The organism is Pseudoalteromonas sp. S1612 (assembly GCF_005887175.1).
Lineage (GTDB): Bacteria > Pseudomonadota > Gammaproteobacteria > Enterobacterales > Alteromonadaceae > Pseudoalteromonas > Pseudoalteromonas undina.
In genome coordinates this window covers 14,177-36,740 of sequence record NZ_PNDH01000006.1, presented here as the reverse complement: position 1 = coordinate 36,740, position 22,564 = coordinate 14,177, and the positions used below count along the sequence as shown (strand labels likewise).

Here is a 22,564-nt window from a genome sequence, read left to right as displayed (position 1 = left end):
TTATTCTCCGCTGTATTTATCGGTCAAACCATTAACAAGTTGCTGATGAAGACCATTAAAACCACCATTACTCATAATTAAAACATGTTGATTTGGCTCAACATTCTCAAGCACTGTATCAATAATAGCGGTTGTAGAATCAAAGCACTGCATACCCGCTTTGTCAGCTTGCTCTTTAAGTGACCAGTTTAAATTTTCTGGTTCAAATAACAGCACATCATCTGCATCGCGAAGTGAATCGAGAAGTGTAAATTGATGCACTCCCATTTTCATGGTGTTAGAGCGCGGCTCTAAAATCGCAATAATTTTTTCATCCCCCACTTTAGCACGCAGCCCCGCAAGTGTTGTTTGAATCGCGGTAGGGTGATGGGCGAAATCGTCATACACTTTAATATGATTAATATCTGCTTTAAGCTCCATCCGCCTTTTTGGGCTGATAAACTCGCCCAAAGCTTCAATACTGTGCTCTATTGCAATTCCCACATGGCGTGCTGCTGCAATAGCCATAATGGCATTTTTAACGTTATGCTCACCAATCGCTTGCCAACTAACAACGCCTTGTAACTGCCTATTTAGTAAAACATTAAATTGAGAACCATCGGCTTTGAGTAATTCATAATTCCAGTCATCGCCTAGAGTTTCGCTCTCGCTCCACAAGCCTTTTGTAATCACATCGCTCAGTGCTTCATCATTTTTTGGCCACAGCACTTTGCCGCTTTGCGGTAGTGTACGAATCAAATGGTGAAATTGTTTTTTAATTGCGTTTAAATCTTCAAAAATATCAGCATGATCAAATTCAAGATTATTTAAAATAAGTGTTCGAGGTAAATAATGAACAAATTTACTGCGTTTATCAAAAAAGGCCGTGTCGTACTCATCGGCTTCTATAACAAAAAATGGCGTTTGCCCAACTCGCGCAGAAAGACCAAAATTTTGTACAATTCCGCCAATTAAAAAGCCAGGCTTTAAACCCGCATATTCAAGTATCCACGCCAACATACTGGCGGTGGTTGTTTTACCATGAGTTCCTGCCACAGCCAGCACCCACGAATCTTGTAGTAAGTTATGTTTTAGCCACTCAGGTCCTGAAGTATAAGGCAGGCTCTTATCGAGTACATATTCAACACACGGGTTACCACGGCTCATAGCATTACCAATAACAACGATATCTGGAGCTGGCTCTAGTTGAGATACGTCATAGCCCTGTGTTAGTTCAATACCCAGTTCTTGTAGCTGAGTACTCATTGGTGGGTAAACGTTTTGATCTGACCCAGTAACGTGGTGACCCAATGATTTTGCTATAGCGGCAATACCACCCATAAATGTGCCACAAATACCCAAAATATGTATATGCATTTACTATCCTTTCATCCTGCGCGGAGTTTGCTCTAGGGCAAAATTTAATGGCGCTATAATGCCAAAATTTAGCTTAAGTTACCATTAACCCTTGGCGCAAATAAAAAAGCCTCCCAAAGTGGGAGGCTTTCCTGAAGATTAATAGCTTATAGCATTAAAAAGAATATTAAACCGACACCTAATAATAAACGATAAATAACAAATGGTAGCATTCCCATTCGCTCAATCACTTTTAAAAACATAAAAATACAAGCATAAGCTGATAAAAACGACAGCACTACACCTAACAATAATGCCGTCCAATCTACGATATGATCGCCAAGGGCAAGCTCTGCAGTATAATAAAGACCCATCATTGAAATGATTGGAATAGCTAATAAAAACGAAAAGCGCGCTGCACTTTGCTTGTTCATACCTAACATTAAACCCGCTGTCATGGTAATACCTGAACGTGAAGTGCCAGGGATCATTGCAACGGCTTGTGCAAAGCCAATAATGAGGGCCGTTTTCCAGTTTAACTGATAGATTGTTTTTATTTGCTTACCTTTGGCATCGGCGTACCAAAGCAATAGACCAAATACGATTGTTGTGGTCGCAATCACCCATGCACTGCGTAAGTACAGTTCAACAAAATCTTTTAATAACAAGCCTAAAATAGCTGCTGGCACAGTACCTAAAATGATCCACCAACCTAGTTTGCTATCATCTGTTGTGCCCTGCACGCCAAACGATTTAAACCAAGCACCGAGTATATCGGCTACTTCTTTACGGAAATAAATAACAACCGCAATTAAAGTGCCTACGTGAACAGCAACATCGAACGCTAACCCTTGATCCTCCCAGCCTAAAATTTGTGATGGTAAAATTAAGTGTGCCGAACTCGATATAGGTAAAAACTCAGTAAATCCCTGAATTAGGGCTAAAACAATTATTTCTATAATACTCATGGGTTAGAAAACTCCACCTTCCATAGTTTTTGTTGAGGGTTGTTATATGCATTCCATATTTGGGCAATCGTTTGTTTTGCTACCGGATGATAAAAATCAGGGGCCACCTCAGCTAAAGGCTGTAAAACAAAGGCGTTTTTAGTAATTTCGTCACGCGGTAATTGTGCTGGGCTCTCGCAAATCACATCATCATAAAAGAGTAAGTCGAGATCCAAAGTACGTGGGCTAAATTTTTTATCATTTGCTTGGCGGCCATTGTCGCGTTCAATTTGTTTTAATAACGCGCACACATCAACCAGCGCCATGTTAGTGGTGGCGGCAAGCACTGAGTTATAAAAGTTATTACCGGCAAAACCCACAGCTTCACTTTCAAATACTGATGAGTGATGTGTGTTTTCAAAGTGCTGATTTAACGCCACTAGAGCACGCCGAATATGCTCAGCTTTATTAATGTTTGACCCTAGGCTAATAAATATCTGCGCCATTTAAGCCGTAGCCTTAATGCGCGTAATCTCTACACCCACTGTTTGCGCTTGTGGAACTGCAGCAGGCTTGCTAACTTTTATTGTTACTTGAGGAGTATTAAATTCGGTTAAGATAATTTGCGCCAATTGCTCCACCAGCGTTTCTAAAAGCTCGACTGGTTTAGCAGTGCTGTGCTCGATAACTCGCTCACTCACCTTAGCGTAATCTAATGCTAAGTTAATATCGTCGTTTTGTGCTGCGGGCTTAATGTCGCTTAGCATCTCAATATCAAAGTACAGGCTTTGTTTACTTTTCTTTTCAAAATCATACACCCCGATAATCGTTTCGACATGCAATTGTGATATAAATACCTTGTCCATTGATACTCCAAATGACTGTAACAAGTCACTGAGTTAATTACATATTGTATCAATCAAATTAATACTGTATATACTTTAATCAGTGTTTAAATATACTAAAATTACTTCTACAATAGAATAGTTACAAAATTGCGAGTAATTTAAGAAGCCCGTAAATTTTGACGCCAATAATAGCTTAAAAGTAATGATTAAAAAATAAGGAAGCGCGTGTTAGTCATTTTAATGTTTGTATTAGCCTATTTGCTCGGCTCGATTTCATCGGCCATTTTAGTGTCGCGGCTATTCAAACTTCCCGATCCACGCACAAATGGCTCCAATAACCCAGGAGCAACCAATGTCTACCGTTTAGGCGGCGCTCTCCCCGCATGCTTAGTTTTAATATTTGATATTTTAAAGGGCACTATCCCTGTTTGGGGCGCTTACTTTTTAAAACTTGAGCCGCTAGAGCTTGGTTTAATTGCGGTTGCAGCATGTTTAGGGCACATGTACCCATTATTTTTTAGTTTTAAAGGGGGTAAAGCGGTCGCAACAGCATTTGGCTCGTTACTGCCGATAGGGCTCTCTTTAGGTGGGTTATTGATTGGTACTTGGCTGATTATTGTCGCGATTACCCGCTACTCATCCCTTGCAGCGTTAGTAGCTGTGACGCTAGCGCCTTTATATACATGGTGGATAAAGCCGTTATATACCTTACCAGTGACCTTTATTACGCTACTGATCATTATTAGGCATCGCACTAATATTGTGCGTTTATTTAAGGGTGAAGAACCAAAAGTAGGGACTAAACAAGCCCCTACAAATGATAAGAAGTAATAACTAACCTAGGTTCTGGTTAACTATATTGCTTCTAGGCTATCGATTGGCCAGCGCGGTTTAGTTTTCATATCAAGCGAAGCAAACTGTCCCGCTTTTAAACGCTGCATACCAGCATAAGCAATCATTGCGCCATTGTCGGTACAAAACTCAGTGCGTGGGTAATACACTTCGCCCTTCATACCTTGCATCACACGCTCTAGTTGCAAACGTAGTTGCGTATTAGCACTTACACCACCGGCTATTACTAAACGTTTAATACCCGTTTGTTTTAGTGCTCGCTTACACTTAATCACTAGAGTATCTATAACAGCTGTTTGAAATGCATGGGCAATATCTGCTTTAGTTTGCTCGTCACTATCATTTTCACGAATAGCAATCGAAGCGGCGGTTTTTAGGCCACTAAAGCTAAAATCAAGACCAGGCTTATCTGTCATCGGGCGTGGAAAAACAAATCGTTTGGCAACGCCTTGCTCAGCCATTTTAGCTAAACGAGGACCGCCAGGGTAATCAAGTCCTAGTAATTTAGCTGTTTTATCAAATGCTTCACCTGCAGCGTCATCTACCGACTCACCCAATACTTCATATTGGCCAATACCCGCGACCTTTACCATCATGGTATGACCGCCAGATACGAGTAAAGCAATAAATGGAAATTCGGGAACGTTTTCCTCAAGCATTGGCGCTAATAAATGCCCTTCCATATGGTGCACTGCTACAGCTGGAATGTCCCAACCATACGCTAAAGAGCGACCAATTGAGGTGCCCACCAACAATGCCCCCACTAAACCAGGTCCTGCCGTGTAGGCAATGCCGTCTAAATCTTCAGGTCCACAGCCAGCTTGTGCAAATGCCGCATCGATAAGCGGCAATGTTTTACGTACATGATCGCGAGATGCAAGTTCAGGTACCACACCACCGTAATCAGCATGTACTTTTACTTGGCTATATAATTGATGAGCCAGTAGCCCTTTTTCGTCATCATAAATAGCAATACCAGTTTCATCGCATGATGATTCAATGCCTAAAATTCGCATTGTTAATTCTCCTGCCACCTAACAAGGTGTTTAAAACAAATAACTTAAAGTGCTAAACCAATGTTAGTTTGGCCATCAGCAAGGACATGCTTTTTCAATGCTTTTACATTTTCAGCAGTAATACGCCCCATAGCTTCTACAAAATCAATTAGTTCACCTAATACCTCTATTTCGTATTGCATTAGTGGGTGTTCACGCACTGCTTTATTATCAGCAACATCCCCTTCAACCGTCATCTGATACTCAATAAAGCGAGCCACAGTTGCCTGCGATATTTTACTCACATTAACAAATTCTTGCTCGTCTTGTGCTAAAAGGCCATGCATTAAGCTCAATAATGAGGTGGCAGCGTCAATGGCAGGGTAAGTGCCAAACATATCAAAATCAGCAAGTTCAGGTACATTAGGTTCAATTTTTTCGACTTGCTTTTCTAAATCAATCTTACTTTTAGGAAGCAGTATCTTTTCCCAACATACATTTAAAGCATTACGCAAAATAACCTCATCGCCAAAACCGGTAGCCTCGCTAAATAGTCCATAATTAGGCAACATACGCTCTATTAACGCACTGGCCAATACCGCTTTTTGCAGGTAATTTAACTCTCTAATACGCTGAAAATTATTCGCTTTTGTCATTCTTTAAAGTCCCACATGACCAACAAAAATCAAATGTTGATCCATTATGCTCATTACAGTTAGGGCACACCCAATCTGGAGCGGATTGTTTTACTTGCTGATAGTTTACCAATATTTCGCGTGCATGGCGCTCTTTTATCGCATAAACCTGCACACTTACTTGTGTTTGCTCAAACGGGATCTCGCCCATTGCACCTTGCAGCATTTCGCCTTTAATTTGACACTCAATTCCCGCATTCAGAATCAATCCTTTTATTATATTGGCCTCTAAACTATTTTCTGCGTTATAAAGCGTAACCCAATCAAATGATGTTATATTTGAATCGCTATTATTAATATTTTGCAATATCCACCTCATTTACTTTATGTGTACAATTTGCCTGCGTAACCTAAAGCAAATAATATGATTTAAGGACACATTATGACGCTAACTACTCCAGGTTTACTTTTTCCAGCAATCTCGTTGTTGTTACTCGCCTATACAAACCGATTTTTAGTGCTAGCGCAACTAATACGAGAACTGAATGCACGTGAAGGGGAATCTATTCGTCCTGTTGTGGTGGCGCAAATAACCAACCTTAGAAAGCGAATAAAATTAATAAGAACCATGCAAGTATACGGAGTGGCTGCTTTTTTATTATGTACGCTATCTATGTTCGCATTATTTATAGAATTTAATACCACGGGCATTATTTTATTTGGTGTCAGTTTAAGTTGCTTAAGCTTATCTTTGCTTACTTCATTATTTGAAATTCACATCTCTTGTGATGCCATAGAAATTGAATTGCAAAACATTGAAAATAAGCCTTTAAGTAACCGAGTAAGTAAAAATTTTATTGAGCCCAACCCTAAAAGCAAAAGCAGCAATTAACAAACCGAGACTTTAATAAAGCTGTTATAAAATTGCATAAACTTGGTCAATAATAAAACCCTACAGTTATTTAACATTACCCAAAGGTATAACAACTTTTAGCAACTATTCTCTTTAAATACGATGAAAAGAAAGTTAATCTAAGGAGGTGGTTAAAAACATTATTTCAACTGATCTGTAGGGATATAAAGTCAGTCTTTAATCTGCAATTCCCCTAGCTTACCTATAAAAAAGGACTATATAGTGAGATTTGAACAATTAGAACAGTTTGTAGCGCTTGGCCTACTTCGTCATTTTAGGCAAGCTGCAGAACAAACCCAAATTAGCACATCTGCGTTAACTCGTAGTATTCAAACTCTTGAAACAGAGCTTGGCTATGAACTTGTTACCCGCTCTACTCGCTCGGTTAAATTAACTCAAGCAGGCGAACTTTTCCTCGACTTTGCAAAAAATACCCTCAATGAGCTAGAGCAAATAAAACATCGCGCTTTTCAGTCAATTAATGGCACTGAAGAGAAAAAATTGGTTATTGGTTACACCACAACAACCAGCAGCATAGTACCAATTACCTGCGGTGAATTTTTAAGCCAATACCCGCATATTAAAATCGAAATGCAGCTACAAAACAAAACTGAGCTTCATAGAAAGTTACTTCAGGGTGAAATTGACATTAGTGTATGCTCGCAAATAGTCAATAGCATTGGTAGCGACATACAATTACCTGATCAGCTTATTTTATTTTGTTCAAAACAACATCCTTTAGCAAATAAAAGCGATATTAGTAAAAAAGAACTCGAAAGTTATCCAATGTTCAGTTGTTTTTCGCAATCAAAACAAGTGCAATCAATGCTTAATGAAGTAATAGACTCATTAAATAAAGTATCAACTATTAAAGTGGGCAGTATTGATCAGGTAATGGCCGGACTTGAAAAGTCAGACCATTTTGCCATTGCCGGTATTGAACACACCAGTTCTGTGGCAGAAAACCATAACTTGATTCAACTTAAAACTAATAACGATATTAGCCATGAGCAACTTATTGTGCAAACCAGCCAACAAATAGAAGCAGGTGAGCATGTTGACCACTTACTCTCGCTAATAAATAAAGTCTCAAAAGCATAACATTACACCATGCGATTTGATGATCACTATAAATTTGTAGCTTTAAAGTTTTTTTACATTAAACTAACGCTCCCTACTATTATGACTAGCGTTAATGAACAACTTTACAGCTTCTGGAATTTATCTAGAGCAGATTGAAACGCATGGTTATGCCATTATTGAAAACGCCATTGATAGTGACCTAATCTTTGATTTAATGGCAGATTGCTACAGAATAAATCCCCACTTTAGCCTTGCTGGTATTGGTCGATTAAATAACTTGCAAATTGATAATACAGTTCGTAAAGACAAAACCTATTGGTTTGATGGCAGTTCAAATGCACAACTTGGCTACCAGCAAGTAATGGAAGCAGTTCGTAATACGCTTAATCGAACTTTCTTTATGGGTTTGTTTGATTATGAATGTCACTATGCAAAATATACGCAAGGTGATTTTTATAAAAAACATGTAGATGCATTTAAAGGTCGTTCAAACCGTGTTTTTACTACCGTATTATATTTGAACTCTCCAGAGAAAGGTGGAGAGCTAGTTATTTACAAGCCTAAAAGTAAAGGCATAGAAATAGTAATAAAACCCACGGCAGGCACTTTGGTATTATTTGAAAGCGAACGCTTTGTACATGAAGTACTTCCTGCTGTTGATAACCGCTATTCGATTGCTGGTTGGTTCAGAAAAAACGCGTCAATTAGTGGCATTATCGACCCACCCTGTTAAGCAAAAACGGGGTAAGAAAATAATAAACCAATAAAAATAGCCAGTCCTACGTAATGGTTATTTAAAAATGCTTTAAAACAATTATCTCGCTGGCGTAAATGAATCAAACGCTGTTGATACACAAGTAACATTGCTGCAATAGCTAATCCCAACCAAAAACTAAATCCTATTTGATTCATCAACCCAATTAAAACCATCAACGCAAAAAAGCTAAAGTTAAGTAGCGCTATAATATGGCGGTCATAACTGGCGAATAAAATAGCGGTTGATTTTACTCCTATTTTTAAATCATCGTCTCTATCAACCATGGCGTACATAGTGTCGTAAGCCACCGTCCAGCAAATATTGGCAATAAATAGCAACCATGCCTGCACGGGTAAAGAGTTTATTGATGCCATAAAAGCCATTGGGATTGCCCAACCAAAAGCCGCGCCCAATACAACTTGAGGAAGTTGCGTGTAACGTTTCATAAAGGGATAACAAAACGCTAATCCAAGTGCACCAAACGATAACAAAATAGTATTGATATTAAGCAATAATACTAATATAAAAGCGATGACAACGAGTAATAAAAACAAACTAATTGCTTCGCCACTACTTACCGCTCCGGTCGCTAGCGGCCGCTGACAAGTACGCTTTACTGAGCCATCAATTTTTCTATCTGCAAAATCATTGATAACGCATCCTGCGCTTCGCATAACTATTACCCCAAGGGTAAACACAATGAAGTTCGTTAAGCTAGGCAGACCATCATTCGCTATCCATAGTGCCCAATAAGTTGGCCAAAGTAGCAATAAAGTGCCTATGGGCTTATCAATTCGCATTAACTGGATGTAATAGGGAATATGATTAACAGACAAAGCGGCTAGTTTCATGAGTATAAGTAAGCTCCTGGTAAAAAAACCTCACAGACCAAAAATTGATAGTTATGTAAAGAAAATACGCTGCGTCTGCCCAGTAAAGAGCGATTCGGTAAATTAAGTTCGCTCACCAGTGATTGCAATGAGTGATTACCATCAAAGCGAGCAATTTCAATATCAGTACGCCTTAACGCAGGATCTTGAAAGATTACATCACCTAACGGGCGTTCTCCCATATTGTGCAGCTGATTGTTTGTATTATTGCTTGTTACTGGCAACCAACTTTGAGCATAAACAATCGGTTGTTCATCACACAACAGTAACACTTCACGGTTAAGTACTGTACTTACCTGCTTACTTAATAGCGTTTGCTGTGATTGAGAAAGGTCTACTTTTTGCTCACTCAACACTTTTACAGCAAAACGCTGAGACTGACTTTTTAATTTAGCCGTTAAAGAATGCGGTTCAAATAACCACTCTTTCTCAGCGTTAGATAAGCCAGTTACTTGAGCGGTACTCTGCCAATCAGCAGATAAAGAAAGAGGAAAAGTAATCACAATAACTCTACTTGAAAAAAATCAGAGAGATCATAACATTGCCAACGAATTTGAAAAAGCGCGATTTACTCAATACCAAGCACATCCTGTGTCATAAAAAGCTAATCAGCATTTGACTCTCGCTATTGCCTATCCCAAACTTGAATCCAGAGTACTTTTACAAACACAACAAATAACAGCATCTTGCTGTATCTTATTTACTAATAAGTATAAACTATTTGTAACCAGTTTACGGAAACGCTTTTGAAATGAAAAAAACAGTATTTACAGGCCTTTTTATTCTTTTAGTCAGCCTAACTAGCTTATCAGCACGTGCTGAGTCTACTGTGGGTTATTTTGGGTTTGAGCCAGACATTATTACCAATTACATTGGTCCATCAAGTAAAAAAATGGGTTACGTTCGCGTCACGGTAGATTTAATGCTAAACAAAACATCCGATATTGCCATTGTAGAACACCACACCCCGCTGTTACGTGATGCGCTAGTAGAGATATTATCAAAAGAGCCTGAAAACAAAATAAAGTCTTTAACAGGGCGTGAGCAAATTCGCCTTAAAAGCGCAGAAAAACTAAAAAGCTTACTTAAGGAAGAGACAGGCCAAGAAATAATCCGAGACCTGTTATTTACTAAATATTTATATCATTAGGCGCTTTTTGTTTTAAAAAGCTGAGCGGTATAGGCAAAAGCCATACCGCTAACAAGCCCACCTAAGTGCGCCCAATTAGCCATTCCAACAAATAATACATCTGCAAAACCAAGTACTAACCATACCAGCATAAAACCAACAATTGCGGTTGTAACCAGTGCAGGCTGTTTAGGGTTAAGGGTGCTGTAAATCCAACAAAAGCCTAACAACCCATATACAACACCGCTAAGCCCACCAAAGTTAGGACCGACCATTAAGTACTGTGCCCAATTACTTATTAAAGCGGTAACTAAAAACAGCCCGATTAAACTCGACTTACCACATTGCTTTTCAATGTTATCACCCAGCGATACCCACCAGATTAAGTTAAACACAATATGCATAGCGCTAAAATGCACAATAGCAGGTGTTAACCAGGTAAGTGGTGACGCAGGATTGAACTGCAACGCCATATAAATAGGCTCAAACGCACCAAATAAAAAGGCAACATAAACAATAATGCTGAGAATACTAACACCTTGATTAAGCCAGCTTAAGGCTTTAAAACGAGCGACTAAATTAAGTGACTGCCCTTGATACTTTAACGGTGAGTGCGTAGTACCTACTTGCCATGATGCTTGTTGGTAACGCTCATGATTAGGGTTTTTAGCAAATTCGTTCCATAAAGGCTGCACTGCATGGAAGTCTTCAGATGCCACACTAATAACAAGCGTATGGCCATCCTCAGTACGAATTTGCCCTGTAAGCCCTTGGCTTTTTAGGTAATCTATAAAGCCCTGTGCAGCACGGGGGTTAGTTAGACTGCCTAGCTCTATCATCGTGCTACTTTATCCTTGTAAGCGGCTTCCCACGCAGTAAAACCGCCATCCATGCTGTAAACATCTTCAAAGCCTTGCTCTACTAAGTAACTTGCTGCACCCTGTGAGCTCATGCCGTGATAACAAACAATAATAATCGGCTGGTCAAACTCTTTTTCCATCATAAATTGGGCGATATTTGCATTTGAAAGCGCTTCAGAGCCAGGAATGTGCCCTGTCTGATACGAATTAGGATCGCGAATATCAGCAATCACCACATCTTCTTTGTCTAGTAGTTCGAGGGTTTGTGCGATTGATATATGTTTAAATGCCATAGTGCTCTCTTATAATTACAAAAAAGGCGACAAATGCCGCCTTTAATTCTCTTAACAGGGGATTATTAATCCCAGTTAAGAATTACTTTACCCGATTGGCCTGAAATCATCATATCAAAGCCAGCTTGGAAGTCATCAATTGAATACTGATGAGTAATAATTGGTTTTAAATCAAGTCCTGATTGAATCAAGCTGGCCATTTTGTACCAAGTTTCAAACATCTCACGACCGTAAATACCTTTGATCACTAAGCCTTTAAAAATTACTTGATTCCAATCGACCGCCATATCTGAAGGTGGAATACCTAACATGGCAATTTTGCCGCCATGATTCATGTTATTTAGCATGGCATTAAATGCACTCGGAACACCTGACATCTCTAAGCCAATGTCAAAGCCTTCGGTCATACCTAGCTCTTTAGCTACATCTTCTAGCTTTTCATTCGCAACGTTTACAGCACGCGTTGCGCCCATTTTACGTGCTAAGTCTAGGCGGTATTCATTTACGTCAGTGATAACCACATGGCGTGCACCCACATGTTTGGCTACAGCCGCGGCCATAATACCAATAGGGCCTGCACCAGTGATTAATACATCCTCACCCACTAAGTCAAACGATAATGCAGTATGTACAGCATTACCAAACGGGTCAAAAATAGAGGCCAGTTCATCGCTAATGTTATCTGGGATTTTAAACGCATTAAATGCTGGGATCACTAGGTACTCAGCAAATGCACCTTCGCGGTTAACACCTACACCGGTTGTATTACGGCATAAATGAACACGTCCAGCACGGCAGTTACGACAATGACCACAGGTTATATGACCTTCACCAGATACACGGTCGCCAACTTCGAAACCGCGAACTTCTTGGCCCATGTCAATTACTTCACCCACATACTCGTGGCCAACCACCATAGGTGTAGGAATAGTGTTTTGTGCCCACTCATCCCACTTATAAATATGAACATCGGTACCACAAATGGCTGTTTTACGAATCTTAATTAACAGATCGTTATGACCCACTTCAGGCTTTGGCGCATCTGTCATCCAAATGCCTGGCTCTGCTTTTAACTTTGATAATGCTTTCATAATCCACACTCAATTAAAAAATCGCGACTTTAGCCGCGATTTAACAAGAAAATTAAATAACACCAATCTCTTTACCAATACGGGTAAATGCTGCAATGGCTGTATCAAGCTGCTCCTTGCTATGCGCTGCAGAAATTTGGGTACGAATACGCGCCTGACCTTTTGGTACAACAGGGAATGAAAAGCCAGTTACATAAATCCCTTCAGCCAATAGTTTATCAGCCATAAGTGACGCCACTTTTGCATCCCCTAGCATCACTGGAATAATCGCATGATCTTTACCTGCACAGGTAAAACCTGCCGTTTCCATTTGCTCACGGAAGTATTTAGCGTTTGACCATAGCTTAGCGCGAAGCTCACCGCCATTTTCAAGCATTTCTAACACTTTGATTGACGCTGTTACGATTGAAGGCGCTAATGAATTTGAGAATAAGTATGGACGTGAACGCTGACGAAGCCACTCAACAATTTCTTTTTTGCCTGAGGTATAACCACCAGAAGCTCCACCAAGCGCTTTGCCTAAGGTGCCAGTAATAATATCGACACGGTCGAGTACATTACAGTACTCAGGCGTACCTTTACCGTTTTCGCCAACAAAACCAACGGCATGTGAGTCATCAACCATAACAAGCGCGTCATATTTGTCGGCTAAATCACACACTGCTTCTAAATTACAAATGACGCCATCCATTGAGAACACGCCATCAGTAGCAATTAGTTTAGTTTTAGCACCGGCTTCATCGGCTGCAATTAATTGCTTTTCTAAATCAGCCATATCGTTATTTGCATAACGGAAACGTTTTGCTTTACATAAACGCACGCCATCAATAATAGATGCATGGTTTAATGAATCAGAAATAATCGCATCGTCTGCACCTAAAATAGTTTCAAACAAGCCTGTATTCGCATCAAAGCATGATGAGTACAAAATGGTGTCTTCAGTTTCTAAAAATTGACTGATTTTTTTCTCAAGCGTTTTATGAATATCTTGGGTACCACAAATAAAACGCACTGAGGCAACACCAAAGCCATGGTCATCTAAGCCTTGTTGGGCAGCTGCAATTAGCTCTGGGCTGTTAGCTAAACCTAAGTAGTTGTTAGCACAAAAGTTAATAACCTTATCACCTGATGCCACTTCAATTTGAGCTTGCTGCTGTGAAGTGATAACACGTTCATTTTTGTACAAACCTTCAGCTTTGACGTCTTCGATTTGCTGTTGTAATTGGCTAAAAAAAGCAGATGCTCTCATCTGTGATCTCCATTTGGTTGAACGGGTTAAACAGCAGACGTGTTGCTGCTATTTATAATGCGGGTATTGTAAAAGTTTAAGCGCGAAATTGCACTGTTTGTCATTCGTCGCAAATTAGCTAACTGGCAGGAAAAGCTGCCAGTTTACATGCGTGAGGTATGCACTAAAGCAGATCAGCAAGCAGAACAGGAAGTTCCTTGATTGAGTCACAAACATAGTCAGCAGACTTTACGGCTTGCTCATCAACTGCTTGCCCCGAACGTACCAGTATTTTAGTACGGATATTAGCGCTCATAGCAGCTTGCATATCACCTCGTTTGTCTCCCACCATCACACTAAGTGCAGGGTCTATATGATGATCTTTTATTCCTTGCAGCAACATCCCGGGGGCTGGTTTTCTGCAATCGCAATCTGTTAAATACGCTGGCAATGCATTTTTAGGATGATGTGGACAAAAATAAACATCAGTAATTTCAATTTGATGATGAGTAAACTGCGCTTTCATCCATGTGTTAAGAGCAAAAAAATCGGCTTCTGAGTAATAACCTCGACCAATACCTGATTGGTTCGTTACAACAATTATTTTATAGCCCGCGTCATAGAATGCTTTACACGTTGAAAACACACCCTCTATAAATTCAAACTCTTCGCTTTTAAATACATAGCCATGATCAACATTTACTACACCATCACGGTCTAAAAAAAGCGCCTTATTTGTGTGTTTACCATTCATAATAACGACTCTTTTTTAACAACATGGTCAAACATTTCTTTTACTGTATCCGTAGTTATTTGACTCATTAAATCATCGCCCTTAACCCGAGTACCCCAAGGTAATTGCTCGGCGGTTTTACCTGTGTGCTTTAATAAGTTTTGGTGATAAACCTCAACCACGTAATCTTGGTATAAATAAGGCCCCGTTCGCGCTGGGTTTGAATGCGCATATAAGCCAATAACCGGTGTGCCCACAGTCACCGCCATATGAGCTGGTCCTGTGTCAGGTGCCAGTACTAAGTCTGCACGCTTAAGTACGCACAATAATTCTTTGAGTTTTGTTTTACCCACCAAGTTCAGAATGGGTGAATCAGAGTGTTTAATGATGTTATTTGCTAAATTAATTTCCAGTTCAGTCGGTCCACCAGTTAATACTATTTTAAACCCCTGTGTATGTGCATAATCCGCAAGCGCGGCATAGCGTTCGGCTAACCAGTTACGCTGTGCTTTACTTGCTGCTGGCGAAATAACGAATAGCTTATGTGATAAATAATCATCACCTAACAGCTCATCAGCTTTAGCTTGATCTTTGTCGGTGTAGGGCATATTCCAAACAGGGACATAATCATCAACACCAATCGCTTGAGCAAAACCTTTAAATCCCTCTAAAACATGTGCCTGAGATTGGGCTTTAATGCGTTTATTAATAAATAAACTATGCAGCTCTTTTGAGCGAGCCCAGTCAAAACCAATTTTAACTTTGGCAGGAATACAGCGAGCGACAAAACCAGCTCTTAAAGCCACTTGCATATTAAGTAGTACGTCAAAACACTGCCCTTTGAAGGTTTGCTTTAACTGTTTCAGTGCCGCTTCACCTTGTTTTTTATCAAATACAACAAGCTCAACGCCAGGCAAATCTGCTAAAAGCATCGCCTCGACTTTCCCTATCACCCATGTAATTTTAGCATTTGGATGCGCTTTTTGAATTGCTTGTACCGCACTCACTGCATGGCATACATCACCAATGGCAGAAAGACGTAAAATACAAATAGATGTGTAAGTAGGCGCTGAAGTCACACGTTTCCTTGGAGGTAAAATAATAAAACCTGATCTTAAATTATAATCGCGTCATTGCAAGTACTTATCCTTAGCCTGAAAACACGTTAATATGTGCACATATTTAAGCGAATCCTATGAGCTATGTTTAATCAACACGTCAAAAATAACCATGTCATTTTAAGCCATCCTCAATATAGCACCGAAATAGAGTTAGATTGGTTTGAGCCCAATTTCTGGCAACAGCAGCAAAAAATTGTCGGCGCTAAAAAGGGGCGTGCAACTGCTTGGTTTTTTAAACACGCAGATTTAACGGCTGTGTTGCGCCATTATTGGCGTGGCGGCCTAATAGGAAAACTACTCAGCGATCAATATTTATACTACGGACTTGAGCATACCCGTGTTTATCAAGAATTTAGTTTAATGACTCGATTAATAGAGTTAGGTTTAAATGTACCAAAGCCGATTGCAGCTAAAGTGAGCCGACATGGTTTTATTTACAGAGGTGATATTATTACTGAAGCGGTAAGCGGCGCTAAAAGCGTATTAGATGTACTGATTGAGCGCCCCTTAAGTGATATTGAGATAAAAAAAATAGCGCAAACCATTGCCCAGTTTCATAATAAAGGGGTGTATCACGCTGATTTAAATATTAATAATATTTTATTTGATGACTCTGGCGACGTTTATATTATCGACTTTGACCGTGGCGAAATAAAAGTGCCCAGTAAAAAATGGCAACAAAGCAACATGTCTCGCTTACAACGCTCCTTTTTAAAAGAGCAAAGCCGCAATAGCCACTTTCATTGGCAGCAAAACGATTGGCAAACATTACATAATGACTATAACCAAGAGCTCGAATGCTAATATTCAGCGCGCCATTGCTAAATATTGGTCTGCTACAGCATCTGCAGAGACCTTTTTCAAAATAGTGGCCTTTTTCATATCGGGGCTATCAATTAAAACGTCTTCAATGGCCTTTGCTAATAAGTCACTTTGCTCTGTTGGTACCAGATATTTGCTTAATTCTTCGGTTAATATTTCATTGGGACCAAAATTACAATTAGTACTTACCACGGGTGTACCTATGGCTATAGCTTCAATTAATACGGTTGGTAGCCCTTCAAAGTCAGAACTTAATACAAGAGCTTTAGCCTGCTTAATCCAGTTATAAGGATTTTGTTCGAATCCAGGAACAATAAGTTGATTTTCGATTCCGTATTGTTTGGCTAACTTAAATGCTTTCTCTTTCTTATTACACAATAATACTAATTTATATTTTTTATCTAATTTAGCAAATGCAGCAAACAGAACATCATGACGTTTTTGTTTAGCAAATCGTCCAACATGAATAAGATAAGGAGAGGTCGGTATGTTGATATTTACCTCATTTGCTTGCTCATTCATAATTTTAAAATTAAAAGGATTGTAAATAGTTGTCATTGCGCTGGGGGTAATTAAAGGGCTCTGGCGTATTTCCTCTTCAACACCTTTTGAAACACAGATCAAAGACTTCCCATTTAAATTTTGTTTGCTTCTTTTAAGATATAAATAAGAAAATGGACCTAATTTTTTTTGCCTAGCAAGTTCAGCATTAACTGAGTTATGAACAACAAAATGGATATTTTCTATTTTACTTTTTGCTAATAAGTTATTACTACGATCTAAATTAGAAAGTACTAAATCAATAGAACCAAGTTGAAGTAACTTTTGCTCAAACCATGCTTCTAATACTTTAACATTCTTTTTTATCTGCCAAAATCGATCAACTTTTGTTGCTCGACCTGAAAATAAACTTTCAACAGATAAGGTGTTTGGAATGTCATATTCAATATTTTGCGCCAATGACAAAATAGTCACATTGTGGGCTTTTGATACCATTTCCTGCGCCAAAGTAAGCATTACTTTTTCAGCGCCACCACCAACGAGGGAGTCAATTACAATAACAATATTCATAGCTTATTTCCTATTAACAACGCTTTTACTCCTTTCGTTATGACATCAAAGCTATGCACACTTTCTAACGACTTGTATTGGCCAACCGTATTATTATAATTTGGTTCCAAGAGTAGCTCTTTTATTTTTTGGGTAATATCTAAAATATCAAGCTCAGCCTCTTTAACAACACCGGTACTCGCACAACGAACAACTCGCTCATTTTGATCTTTTGAAATAGCACATGCTATCGTTGGCGTTTGTAAAGCAATGGCTTGAAGTAAAGTATCGCCCGCGCTTAATAATGCCACCTTAGCCTGACTTAGTAAGGCTAAAAATTCAGTCCCCTCTTGGCTTGGCAAACAAATTAACTCATCGCTTTTAGGTAACGACTTAGTGTAATTAGGACCAAACACCACAACCCCTTTTAAACCTGTTTCTTTCGCAATATTCAGTCCTGCTTTATAGTAGATATCAGCACAGTTTTGTCCATTAAGGGTGTGCCCACCAGAGCCTGCGTTAACAATAAAGAACTCTTTCTCTTTCAATTGGTAACGGGTTAGTGCATCGGATTTTTGTTGCGCTGATGCAAACACTGTAAATGGCCCGACATTAGCAGGATAGGCCAGAGACAACATGCTCAATTTTAGCTTTTCATACCACGAAAGAGGTTCAATACAGTAATCAGGCTGAACCACCCAATGAGTATCAATAAGGCCCGCTCTATTAAGCTTTAAACCTTTTGCTCGCTTTTTTGCATGCTGTGAAATAAAAACAACTTTAGCACCCACTTTTTTTGCAGCTTTCATTTGCTCAGCGCGTCCTGCACAATCAAATAGCACCGCATCTGGTTTGTATTGCTTAATAAACTGACATACGTGCGTATTTTCTTTTGTTGCCGATTGATTTAACAATAAGGTAGGGAATGGGCAGTTTTTAGCATAAGCCGTATGTTTATTTAAAATAAAATGAATATCTAACTGCTTGCCATACTCAGCCTTTAAGGTTTGAGCTAGCTGTAACGAGCGCATATATTCACCAATACCTTCTGGCGATGACACGGGAATAAATAAAAGTCGTTTGTTGCTCATTACTATCTCTATTTTTTCTTTGCTGCGAGTATATCAACGCCATCTTTTTAGCGATAGAGCCGCGGTGTTTTAATCTAATATATAGTAATATTTTTTTCTAATATCTCTTTAATGAGTTGATTTAATTACTGCAATAAAGGACGTAGATTGCTAAACTTGTTAGCAATTTCAATCATAAGGATCTGAGCTTTGCGAAACAAATTTTTTATACTTTCTTCGCTTTTTTGTGCCGTAACTACAACCGTAAATGCTGAACCTTGGGTAAAGCCTGATGACTATGGTCTTAGAGCAGATATACAACAGCTTGCCGATGCAGGTATAATTTTAGCGCCAGTAACAACGTACCCATTAATGTGGAAAAGCTTTATTAATGATGTAAACAATACTTCGTTAGAACAGTTATCTCCTCGCCTGCAGGATGCGTTATTACGTGTAAAACATCGTTATAAGTCAGAAAATAGCGGTTCGCATAGTGTACAGCTTTCGGCATTTGCCAGCTCAGATCCTCTTGTAGCCACTAGCTTTGGTGCCACCAATAGCCAAGAATCAGAGTTAACTGCTGCCTACGCTTATTTAGGACATAACTTTGCAGCTAAAATAGCGATTAATCATCGTAGTGATGGCAAAAACTGCTTAGTCGACGGTAAAACAACTGATGATATAGCTCAAAACGAGCAAGCACTAAAAGACTGCAATGATACCTCTCTAGATGACAGCTATTTAGCGTATCGTATGGGTAATTGGATTGTAAGAGCGGGTGCCGTTGAGCAATTTTGGGGGCCGGGTGTTGATAACAGCTTAATTATGTCTGGTAATGCAAAACCTTTACCTGCCATTAGTATTTCTCGTGAGCAAAGTAGTGCCTTTGAAACACCTTGGTTAAGTTGGATAGGTCAGTGGGGGTTTACTGCACAAATGGCTAAGCTGGAATCAACCCGCGTTATTCCTGATGCGTTATTGTGGAGCACTCGGGTTAACTTTCGCCCCGTTCAACAATTAGAAATAGCACTGAGCTGGTCAGCACAATGGGCTGGTAAGGGACAACCAAGCTCGGCTGGTGACTTTATTGATATGATTACCGGTAATACAAAATGTGTTGATGGCACTACTAATTGTGATAGCCAGTTAGAATCAAAAATAGGTAATCAATTAGCAGGTATTGATATTCGTTGGTCAGACACATTATTTAACCAACCTTATGCCGTTTATGCCAGCACGATTGGTGAAGATGCGAGCTCACAGTTTAAACCAGCTGATAGAGCGTACTTATTTGGCTTACAAACAACACATCGCGTTTACGAGCAGAATTTACTAGTCAACTTAGAATACATTGATACAGGTGTCTCTTGCTCTGCGGGGTCAACGACCGAAAATTGCTATTATGAGCACACTGATTACCAATCAGGGTATCGTTACCATGGTCGCCCTATCGGCTCTACCTATGATAATGATGCTCAATCACTAGTATTAACCGTACTTGGGCAACTCTCAAGCGGAACTGACTGGCAAGTAAAATTACGTGATATTGACTACAACAGCGACAACCGTGACCGTTACCCAAATAACCCAGACTTAGGTAACTCGATTACCAAAACAGCATTTAGCTCTAAACAGCTTGAAGTACGTTACAGAATGCTTGCCATGGGGGGGCGCTTTACCCTTGGCGGACTTGCCTCTAATAACGATGGAGCAGAAAACGATACGTCTGCATTTGCAAAGTTCGAATATAACTTTTAGTTTTGCAAGCATTAAAAAAGGGGATAAACCAAAGTTTATCCCCTTTTTTATTTCACTAACTAGCTAGCTTTTTATTTTGCTAATCACTTTTGATGTAGAGCAACCATCTAAAAACTCAAGCACTTCTACTTTTCCGCCATGACGCAACACATGCTCAGCACCAGCAATTTGCTCAACGGTGTAATCACCACCTTTAACAAGAATATCTGGGCTAATTTGTTCAATTAACTTTGCCGGTGTGTCATTTTCATCCTCACTGCCAAACGGAATAACCCAATCAACTGAGGCTAATGCACTTAAAACCATAGCACGCTCATCTAATGGGTTAATTGGGCGCTCAGGGCCTTTTAAACGGGCAATGGATTCATCGTTATTTAAACCAACCACCAATCTATCTCCACGCGCTTTAGCTTGTGCTAAATAGCGTACATGGCCTGCATGTAAAATATCAAAGCAACCATTAGTGAATACAATGGTTTCTCCATTTTGCTTTGCAAATTCAATATGTTGTAATACATCGTCAAATGGGGTTTGATAATGCTCGCCAGTGGCTTGTAAGTATTGGCCTAACTTGCGACTCAACTCTTCAGGAGAAACGGTCGCCGCTCCCAATTTACTTACTGCAATACCGGCAGCTAAGTTTGCAATTTCGACTGCATCTTTAGCGGTCATACCCGCACCTAGCATTACAGCTAATGTAGCAATAACAGTATCGCCCGCACCGGTTACATCACTTACTTCGAGTTGTTGCGCTGCAAAGTCATGCTTTTGCGTTGCATCAATTAGCGACATACCTTGTTCTGAGCGTGTTAGTAGCATGGCGTTAATACCCGCATCACTAATCAGGGTACGCGCGCTGCTAGCAAGCAACTCTTCTGAACCAACCTGACCACCCGCTAATTTAAACTCATTTAAATTAGGGGTTATGTAATCAGCTCCACGGTACAACTCTAAATCAGATGATTTAGGGTCAACAAGCACGGTTTTACCTGCATCTTTAGCAACCGAAATCATTTTTTGGATTAGCGCGAGTGAGCCCTTGTTGTAATCAGAAAATACAATAAAGTCGTAATCACTCAGCACCAGCTCTAATCGATTTAATAACAACTGGCTATGAGACTCATTAAAAGCCTCTTCTAAATCTAAACGCACAACTTGCTGATGACGACTGATCACCCGCATTTTAGAAATAGTCGGCAAATCGCATACACTCACAAGCTGTGAATTTATTTTCTCACCCTCTAGAATGTTTTCTAAAATTTGTCCGCTTTCATCCTCGCCAATTAGGCCAAGTAAACCCACTTTGCCATCTAGTCGGGCTATATTTTTAGCCACATTGGCGGCACCACCGGCTTTGTCTTCAAATTTACTGACTTTTACAACGGGTACTGGTGCCTCCGGCGAAATACGGCCAGAATCACCATACCAGTAGCGGTCGAGCATAACGTCACCAACCACTAAAATACGCGCTGCTGATAAGTTTTTTAATAGCGATAAATCCATTACTGCTGCTCCGCAACAACCATATCCATGGCTTCACACAGCCAATGGCCAATAAACATGTGCGCCTCTTGAATACGGGCTGTTTCATCATTTTTAATAATAATAGGTAACTTGGCGATGTCTTTTACTTTACCTCCATCGCGACCTGTAAATGCAACAGTGAATGCTCCTATTTTATTAGCGGCTTCTAACGCTAAATTAATATTATTACTGGTGCCCGATGTAGTTAAGCCAATTACAATATCTTCAGGTTTACATAGCGCCTGAACTTGGCGTTCAAATACTGTGTCAAAATGATAGTCATTACTGTGCGCTGTTAAAATAGAGGTGTCTGTGGTTAGAGCAATAGACGCTAACGGTCCTCGCTCTAACTTATAACGTACCACAAACTCTGCAGCCAAATGCTGAGCATCAGCCGCACTGCCGCCATTACCAAACCAAACAACCTTACCACCAGCCTGTAAAGCACTATGACATGCTTCTAACAACTGCATTACCTCTTGATGATACGCCTCCATGGTTTCGAACAATACTTGGTGACGATTTAAACTTTCTAGGTAGCTAGTTGCCACTGAATCTATAATTGACATGAGATATTCCTCTTGGAACTGAAATGGCAGGAAAAATTAATTTCATTATTCCATAATTTTA

26 protein-coding genes are annotated in these 22,564 nt (G+C 39.7%); 7 read left to right on the top strand and 19 right to left on the bottom strand.

What is annotated here, in order from left to right; all coding sequences use genetic code 11:
- The 4 genes from mpl to folB all read right to left on the bottom strand — a co-directional run bounded on the left by mpl (position 1) and on the right by folB (position 3,148).
- On the bottom strand, positions 1-1,356 hold the full coding sequence (gene mpl, locus CWB78_RS02490; RefSeq protein WP_138594082.1) for a UDP-N-acetylmuramate:L-alanyl-gamma-D-glutamyl-meso-diaminopimelate ligase: 1,356 nt from the start codon (positions 1,354-1,356) through the stop codon (positions 1-3).
- Positions 1,357-1,502: 146 nt separating this feature from the next.
- Complete coding sequence (locus CWB78_RS02485) at positions 1,503-2,303, bottom strand: undecaprenyl-diphosphate phosphatase (RefSeq protein ID WP_010391016.1); 801 nt, start codon at positions 2,301-2,303, stop codon at positions 1,503-1,505.
- Complete coding sequence (gene folK / locus CWB78_RS02480; RefSeq protein ID WP_075170695.1) at positions 2,300-2,788, bottom strand: 2-amino-4-hydroxy-6-hydroxymethyldihydropteridine diphosphokinase; 489 nt, start codon at positions 2,786-2,788, stop codon at positions 2,300-2,302. Before folK ends, CWB78_RS02485 begins: the two co-directional genes overlap by 4 nt.
- On the bottom strand, positions 2,789-3,148 hold the full coding sequence (folB, locus tag CWB78_RS02475; protein WP_075170696.1) for a dihydroneopterin aldolase: 360 nt from the start codon (positions 3,146-3,148) through the stop codon (positions 2,789-2,791).
- A gap of 207 nt (positions 3,149-3,355) precedes the next feature.
- Between folB and plsY the strand changes: the two genes are divergently transcribed.
- A complete protein-coding gene (plsY, locus tag CWB78_RS02470) occupies positions 3,356-3,961 on the top strand; it encodes a glycerol-3-phosphate 1-O-acyltransferase PlsY (protein WP_010391012.1) in 606 nt (201 codons plus the stop codon).
- A 23-nt stretch (positions 3,962-3,984) separates the two neighbouring features.
- Here plsY and tsaD read toward each other — a convergent pair whose 3' ends face one another.
- The 3 genes from tsaD to CWB78_RS02455 are packed head-to-tail and all read right to left on the bottom strand — an operon-like array spanning position 3,985 to position 5,991.
- Positions 3,985-4,998: a tRNA (adenosine(37)-N6)-threonylcarbamoyltransferase complex transferase subunit TsaD gene (gene tsaD / locus CWB78_RS02465; protein ID WP_036979790.1), complete on the bottom strand. Its 1,014-nt coding sequence runs from the start codon at positions 4,996-4,998 to the stop codon at positions 3,985-3,987.
- A gap of 44 nt (positions 4,999-5,042) precedes the next feature.
- Positions 5,043-5,633: a YjaG family protein gene (locus CWB78_RS02460; RefSeq protein WP_008115608.1), complete on the bottom strand. Its 591-nt coding sequence runs from the start codon at positions 5,631-5,633 to the stop codon at positions 5,043-5,045.
- Positions 5,617-5,991 carry a putative signal transducing protein gene (locus tag CWB78_RS02455; protein ID WP_372239236.1) on the bottom strand — a complete coding sequence of 125 codons (375 nt, stop codon included), beginning with the start codon at positions 5,989-5,991 and terminating at the stop codon, positions 5,617-5,619. Before CWB78_RS02455 ends, CWB78_RS02460 begins: the two co-directional genes overlap by 17 nt.
- Positions 5,992-6,054: 63 nt before the next feature.
- Between CWB78_RS02455 and CWB78_RS02450 the strand changes: the two genes are divergently transcribed.
- From CWB78_RS02450 to CWB78_RS02440, 3 genes are all read left to right on the top strand, one after another.
- Positions 6,055-6,504, top strand: coding sequence for a DUF2721 domain-containing protein (locus tag CWB78_RS02450; protein WP_010391008.1), 450 nt, complete (start codon positions 6,055-6,057; stop codon positions 6,502-6,504).
- A gap of 243 nt (positions 6,505-6,747) precedes the next feature.
- Complete coding sequence (locus CWB78_RS02445) at positions 6,748-7,626, top strand: LysR family transcriptional regulator (RefSeq protein ID WP_010391006.1); 879 nt, start codon at positions 6,748-6,750, stop codon at positions 7,624-7,626.
- Positions 7,627-7,720: 94 nt separating this feature from the next.
- Entirely contained in the window at positions 7,721-8,341 is a 621-nt protein-coding gene (locus tag CWB78_RS02440) for a 2OG-Fe(II) oxygenase (protein WP_138594080.1), read from the top strand.
- On the opposite strand, the gene ubiA is transcribed toward CWB78_RS02440, so the two are convergent.
- Positions 8,338-9,216 carry a 4-hydroxybenzoate octaprenyltransferase gene (ubiA, locus tag CWB78_RS02435; RefSeq protein ID WP_138594078.1) on the bottom strand — a complete coding sequence of 293 codons (879 nt, stop codon included), beginning with the start codon at positions 9,214-9,216 and terminating at the stop codon, positions 8,338-8,340. The two genes, CWB78_RS02440 and ubiA, sit on opposite strands and share 4 nt — an antisense overlap.
- Positions 9,213-9,758, bottom strand: a complete 546-nt coding sequence (locus tag CWB78_RS02430; protein WP_138594076.1) for a chorismate--pyruvate lyase family protein — start codon at positions 9,756-9,758, stop codon at positions 9,213-9,215. Before CWB78_RS02430 ends, ubiA begins: the two co-directional genes overlap by 4 nt.
- Positions 9,759-10,006: 248 nt before the next feature.
- Here CWB78_RS02430 and CWB78_RS02425 point away from each other — a divergent pair, with 248 nt between their 5' ends.
- Positions 10,007-10,405 (top strand): flagellar basal body-associated protein FliL, encoded by a 399-nt coding sequence (locus CWB78_RS02425; protein ID WP_008115596.1) that lies wholly within the window; start codon positions 10,007-10,009, stop codon positions 10,403-10,405.
- Here the strand turns inward: CWB78_RS02425 and glpG are convergent.
- The 6 genes from glpG to CWB78_RS02395 all read right to left on the bottom strand — a co-directional run bounded on the left by glpG (position 10,402) and on the right by CWB78_RS02395 (position 15,668).
- Positions 10,402-11,223, bottom strand: coding sequence for a rhomboid family intramembrane serine protease GlpG (gene glpG, locus CWB78_RS02420; RefSeq protein ID WP_138594074.1), 822 nt, complete (start codon positions 11,221-11,223; stop codon positions 10,402-10,404). The genes CWB78_RS02425 and glpG overlap by 4 nt on opposite strands.
- Positions 11,220-11,537: a thiosulfate sulfurtransferase GlpE gene (gene glpE / locus CWB78_RS02415; RefSeq protein ID WP_010390998.1), complete on the bottom strand. Its 318-nt coding sequence runs from the start codon at positions 11,535-11,537 to the stop codon at positions 11,220-11,222. Before glpE ends, glpG begins: the two co-directional genes overlap by 4 nt.
- A 65-nt stretch (positions 11,538-11,602) precedes the next feature.
- The gene (gene tdh, locus CWB78_RS02410; RefSeq protein ID WP_010390995.1) at positions 11,603-12,628 is read right to left on the bottom strand and encodes an L-threonine 3-dehydrogenase; all 1,026 of its coding nucleotides are present in this window, start codon (positions 12,626-12,628) and stop codon (positions 11,603-11,605) included.
- Between the two features lie 52 nt (positions 12,629-12,680).
- A complete protein-coding gene (locus tag CWB78_RS02405; RefSeq protein ID WP_010390993.1) occupies positions 12,681-13,877 on the bottom strand; it encodes a glycine C-acetyltransferase in 1,197 nt (398 codons plus the stop codon).
- 163 nt (positions 13,878-14,040) lie between these two features.
- Positions 14,041-14,610 (bottom strand): D-glycero-beta-D-manno-heptose 1,7-bisphosphate 7-phosphatase, encoded by a 570-nt coding sequence (gene gmhB / locus CWB78_RS02400; protein ID WP_138594072.1) that lies wholly within the window; start codon positions 14,608-14,610, stop codon positions 14,041-14,043.
- Positions 14,607-15,668: a glycosyltransferase family 9 protein gene (locus CWB78_RS02395; RefSeq protein WP_138594070.1), complete on the bottom strand. Its 1,062-nt coding sequence runs from the start codon at positions 15,666-15,668 to the stop codon at positions 14,607-14,609. The genes gmhB and CWB78_RS02395 overlap by 4 nt, the downstream gene beginning before the upstream one ends.
- Before the next feature lie 123 nt (positions 15,669-15,791).
- On the opposite strand from CWB78_RS02395, the gene CWB78_RS02390 reads away from it, so the two are divergent.
- The gene (locus CWB78_RS02390) at positions 15,792-16,514 is read left to right on the top strand and encodes a 3-deoxy-D-manno-octulosonic acid kinase (RefSeq protein WP_138594068.1); all 723 of its coding nucleotides are present in this window, start codon (positions 15,792-15,794) and stop codon (positions 16,512-16,514) included.
- A gap of 3 nt (positions 16,515-16,517) precedes the next feature.
- On the opposite strand, the gene CWB78_RS02385 is transcribed toward CWB78_RS02390, so the two are convergent.
- Positions 16,518-17,603, bottom strand: coding sequence for a glycosyltransferase (locus tag CWB78_RS02385; protein ID WP_138594066.1), 1,086 nt, complete (start codon positions 17,601-17,603; stop codon positions 16,518-16,520).
- A complete protein-coding gene (locus tag CWB78_RS02380; RefSeq protein WP_010390984.1) occupies positions 17,600-18,673 on the bottom strand; it encodes a glycosyltransferase in 1,074 nt (357 codons plus the stop codon). Before CWB78_RS02380 ends, CWB78_RS02385 begins: the two co-directional genes overlap by 4 nt.
- 189 nt (positions 18,674-18,862) lie before the next feature.
- Here CWB78_RS02380 and CWB78_RS02375 point away from each other — a divergent pair, with 189 nt between their 5' ends.
- Positions 18,863-20,410: a capsule assembly Wzi family protein gene (locus CWB78_RS02375; RefSeq protein ID WP_138594064.1), complete on the top strand. Its 1,548-nt coding sequence runs from the start codon at positions 18,863-18,865 to the stop codon at positions 20,408-20,410.
- 63 nt (positions 20,411-20,473) lie between these two features.
- On the opposite strand, the gene hldE is transcribed toward CWB78_RS02375, so the two are convergent.
- Both hldE and CWB78_RS02365 read right to left on the bottom strand, forming a co-directional pair.
- Entirely contained in the window at positions 20,474-21,913 is a 1,440-nt protein-coding gene (gene hldE, locus CWB78_RS02370; RefSeq protein ID WP_138594062.1) for a bifunctional D-glycero-beta-D-manno-heptose-7-phosphate kinase/D-glycero-beta-D-manno-heptose 1-phosphate adenylyltransferase HldE, read from the bottom strand.
- Positions 21,913-22,503 (bottom strand): D-sedoheptulose-7-phosphate isomerase, encoded by a 591-nt coding sequence (locus CWB78_RS02365; RefSeq protein WP_008115583.1) that lies wholly within the window; start codon positions 22,501-22,503, stop codon positions 21,913-21,915. Before CWB78_RS02365 ends, hldE begins: the two co-directional genes overlap by 1 nt.
- Between the last annotated feature and the right edge of the window lie 61 nt (positions 22,504-22,564).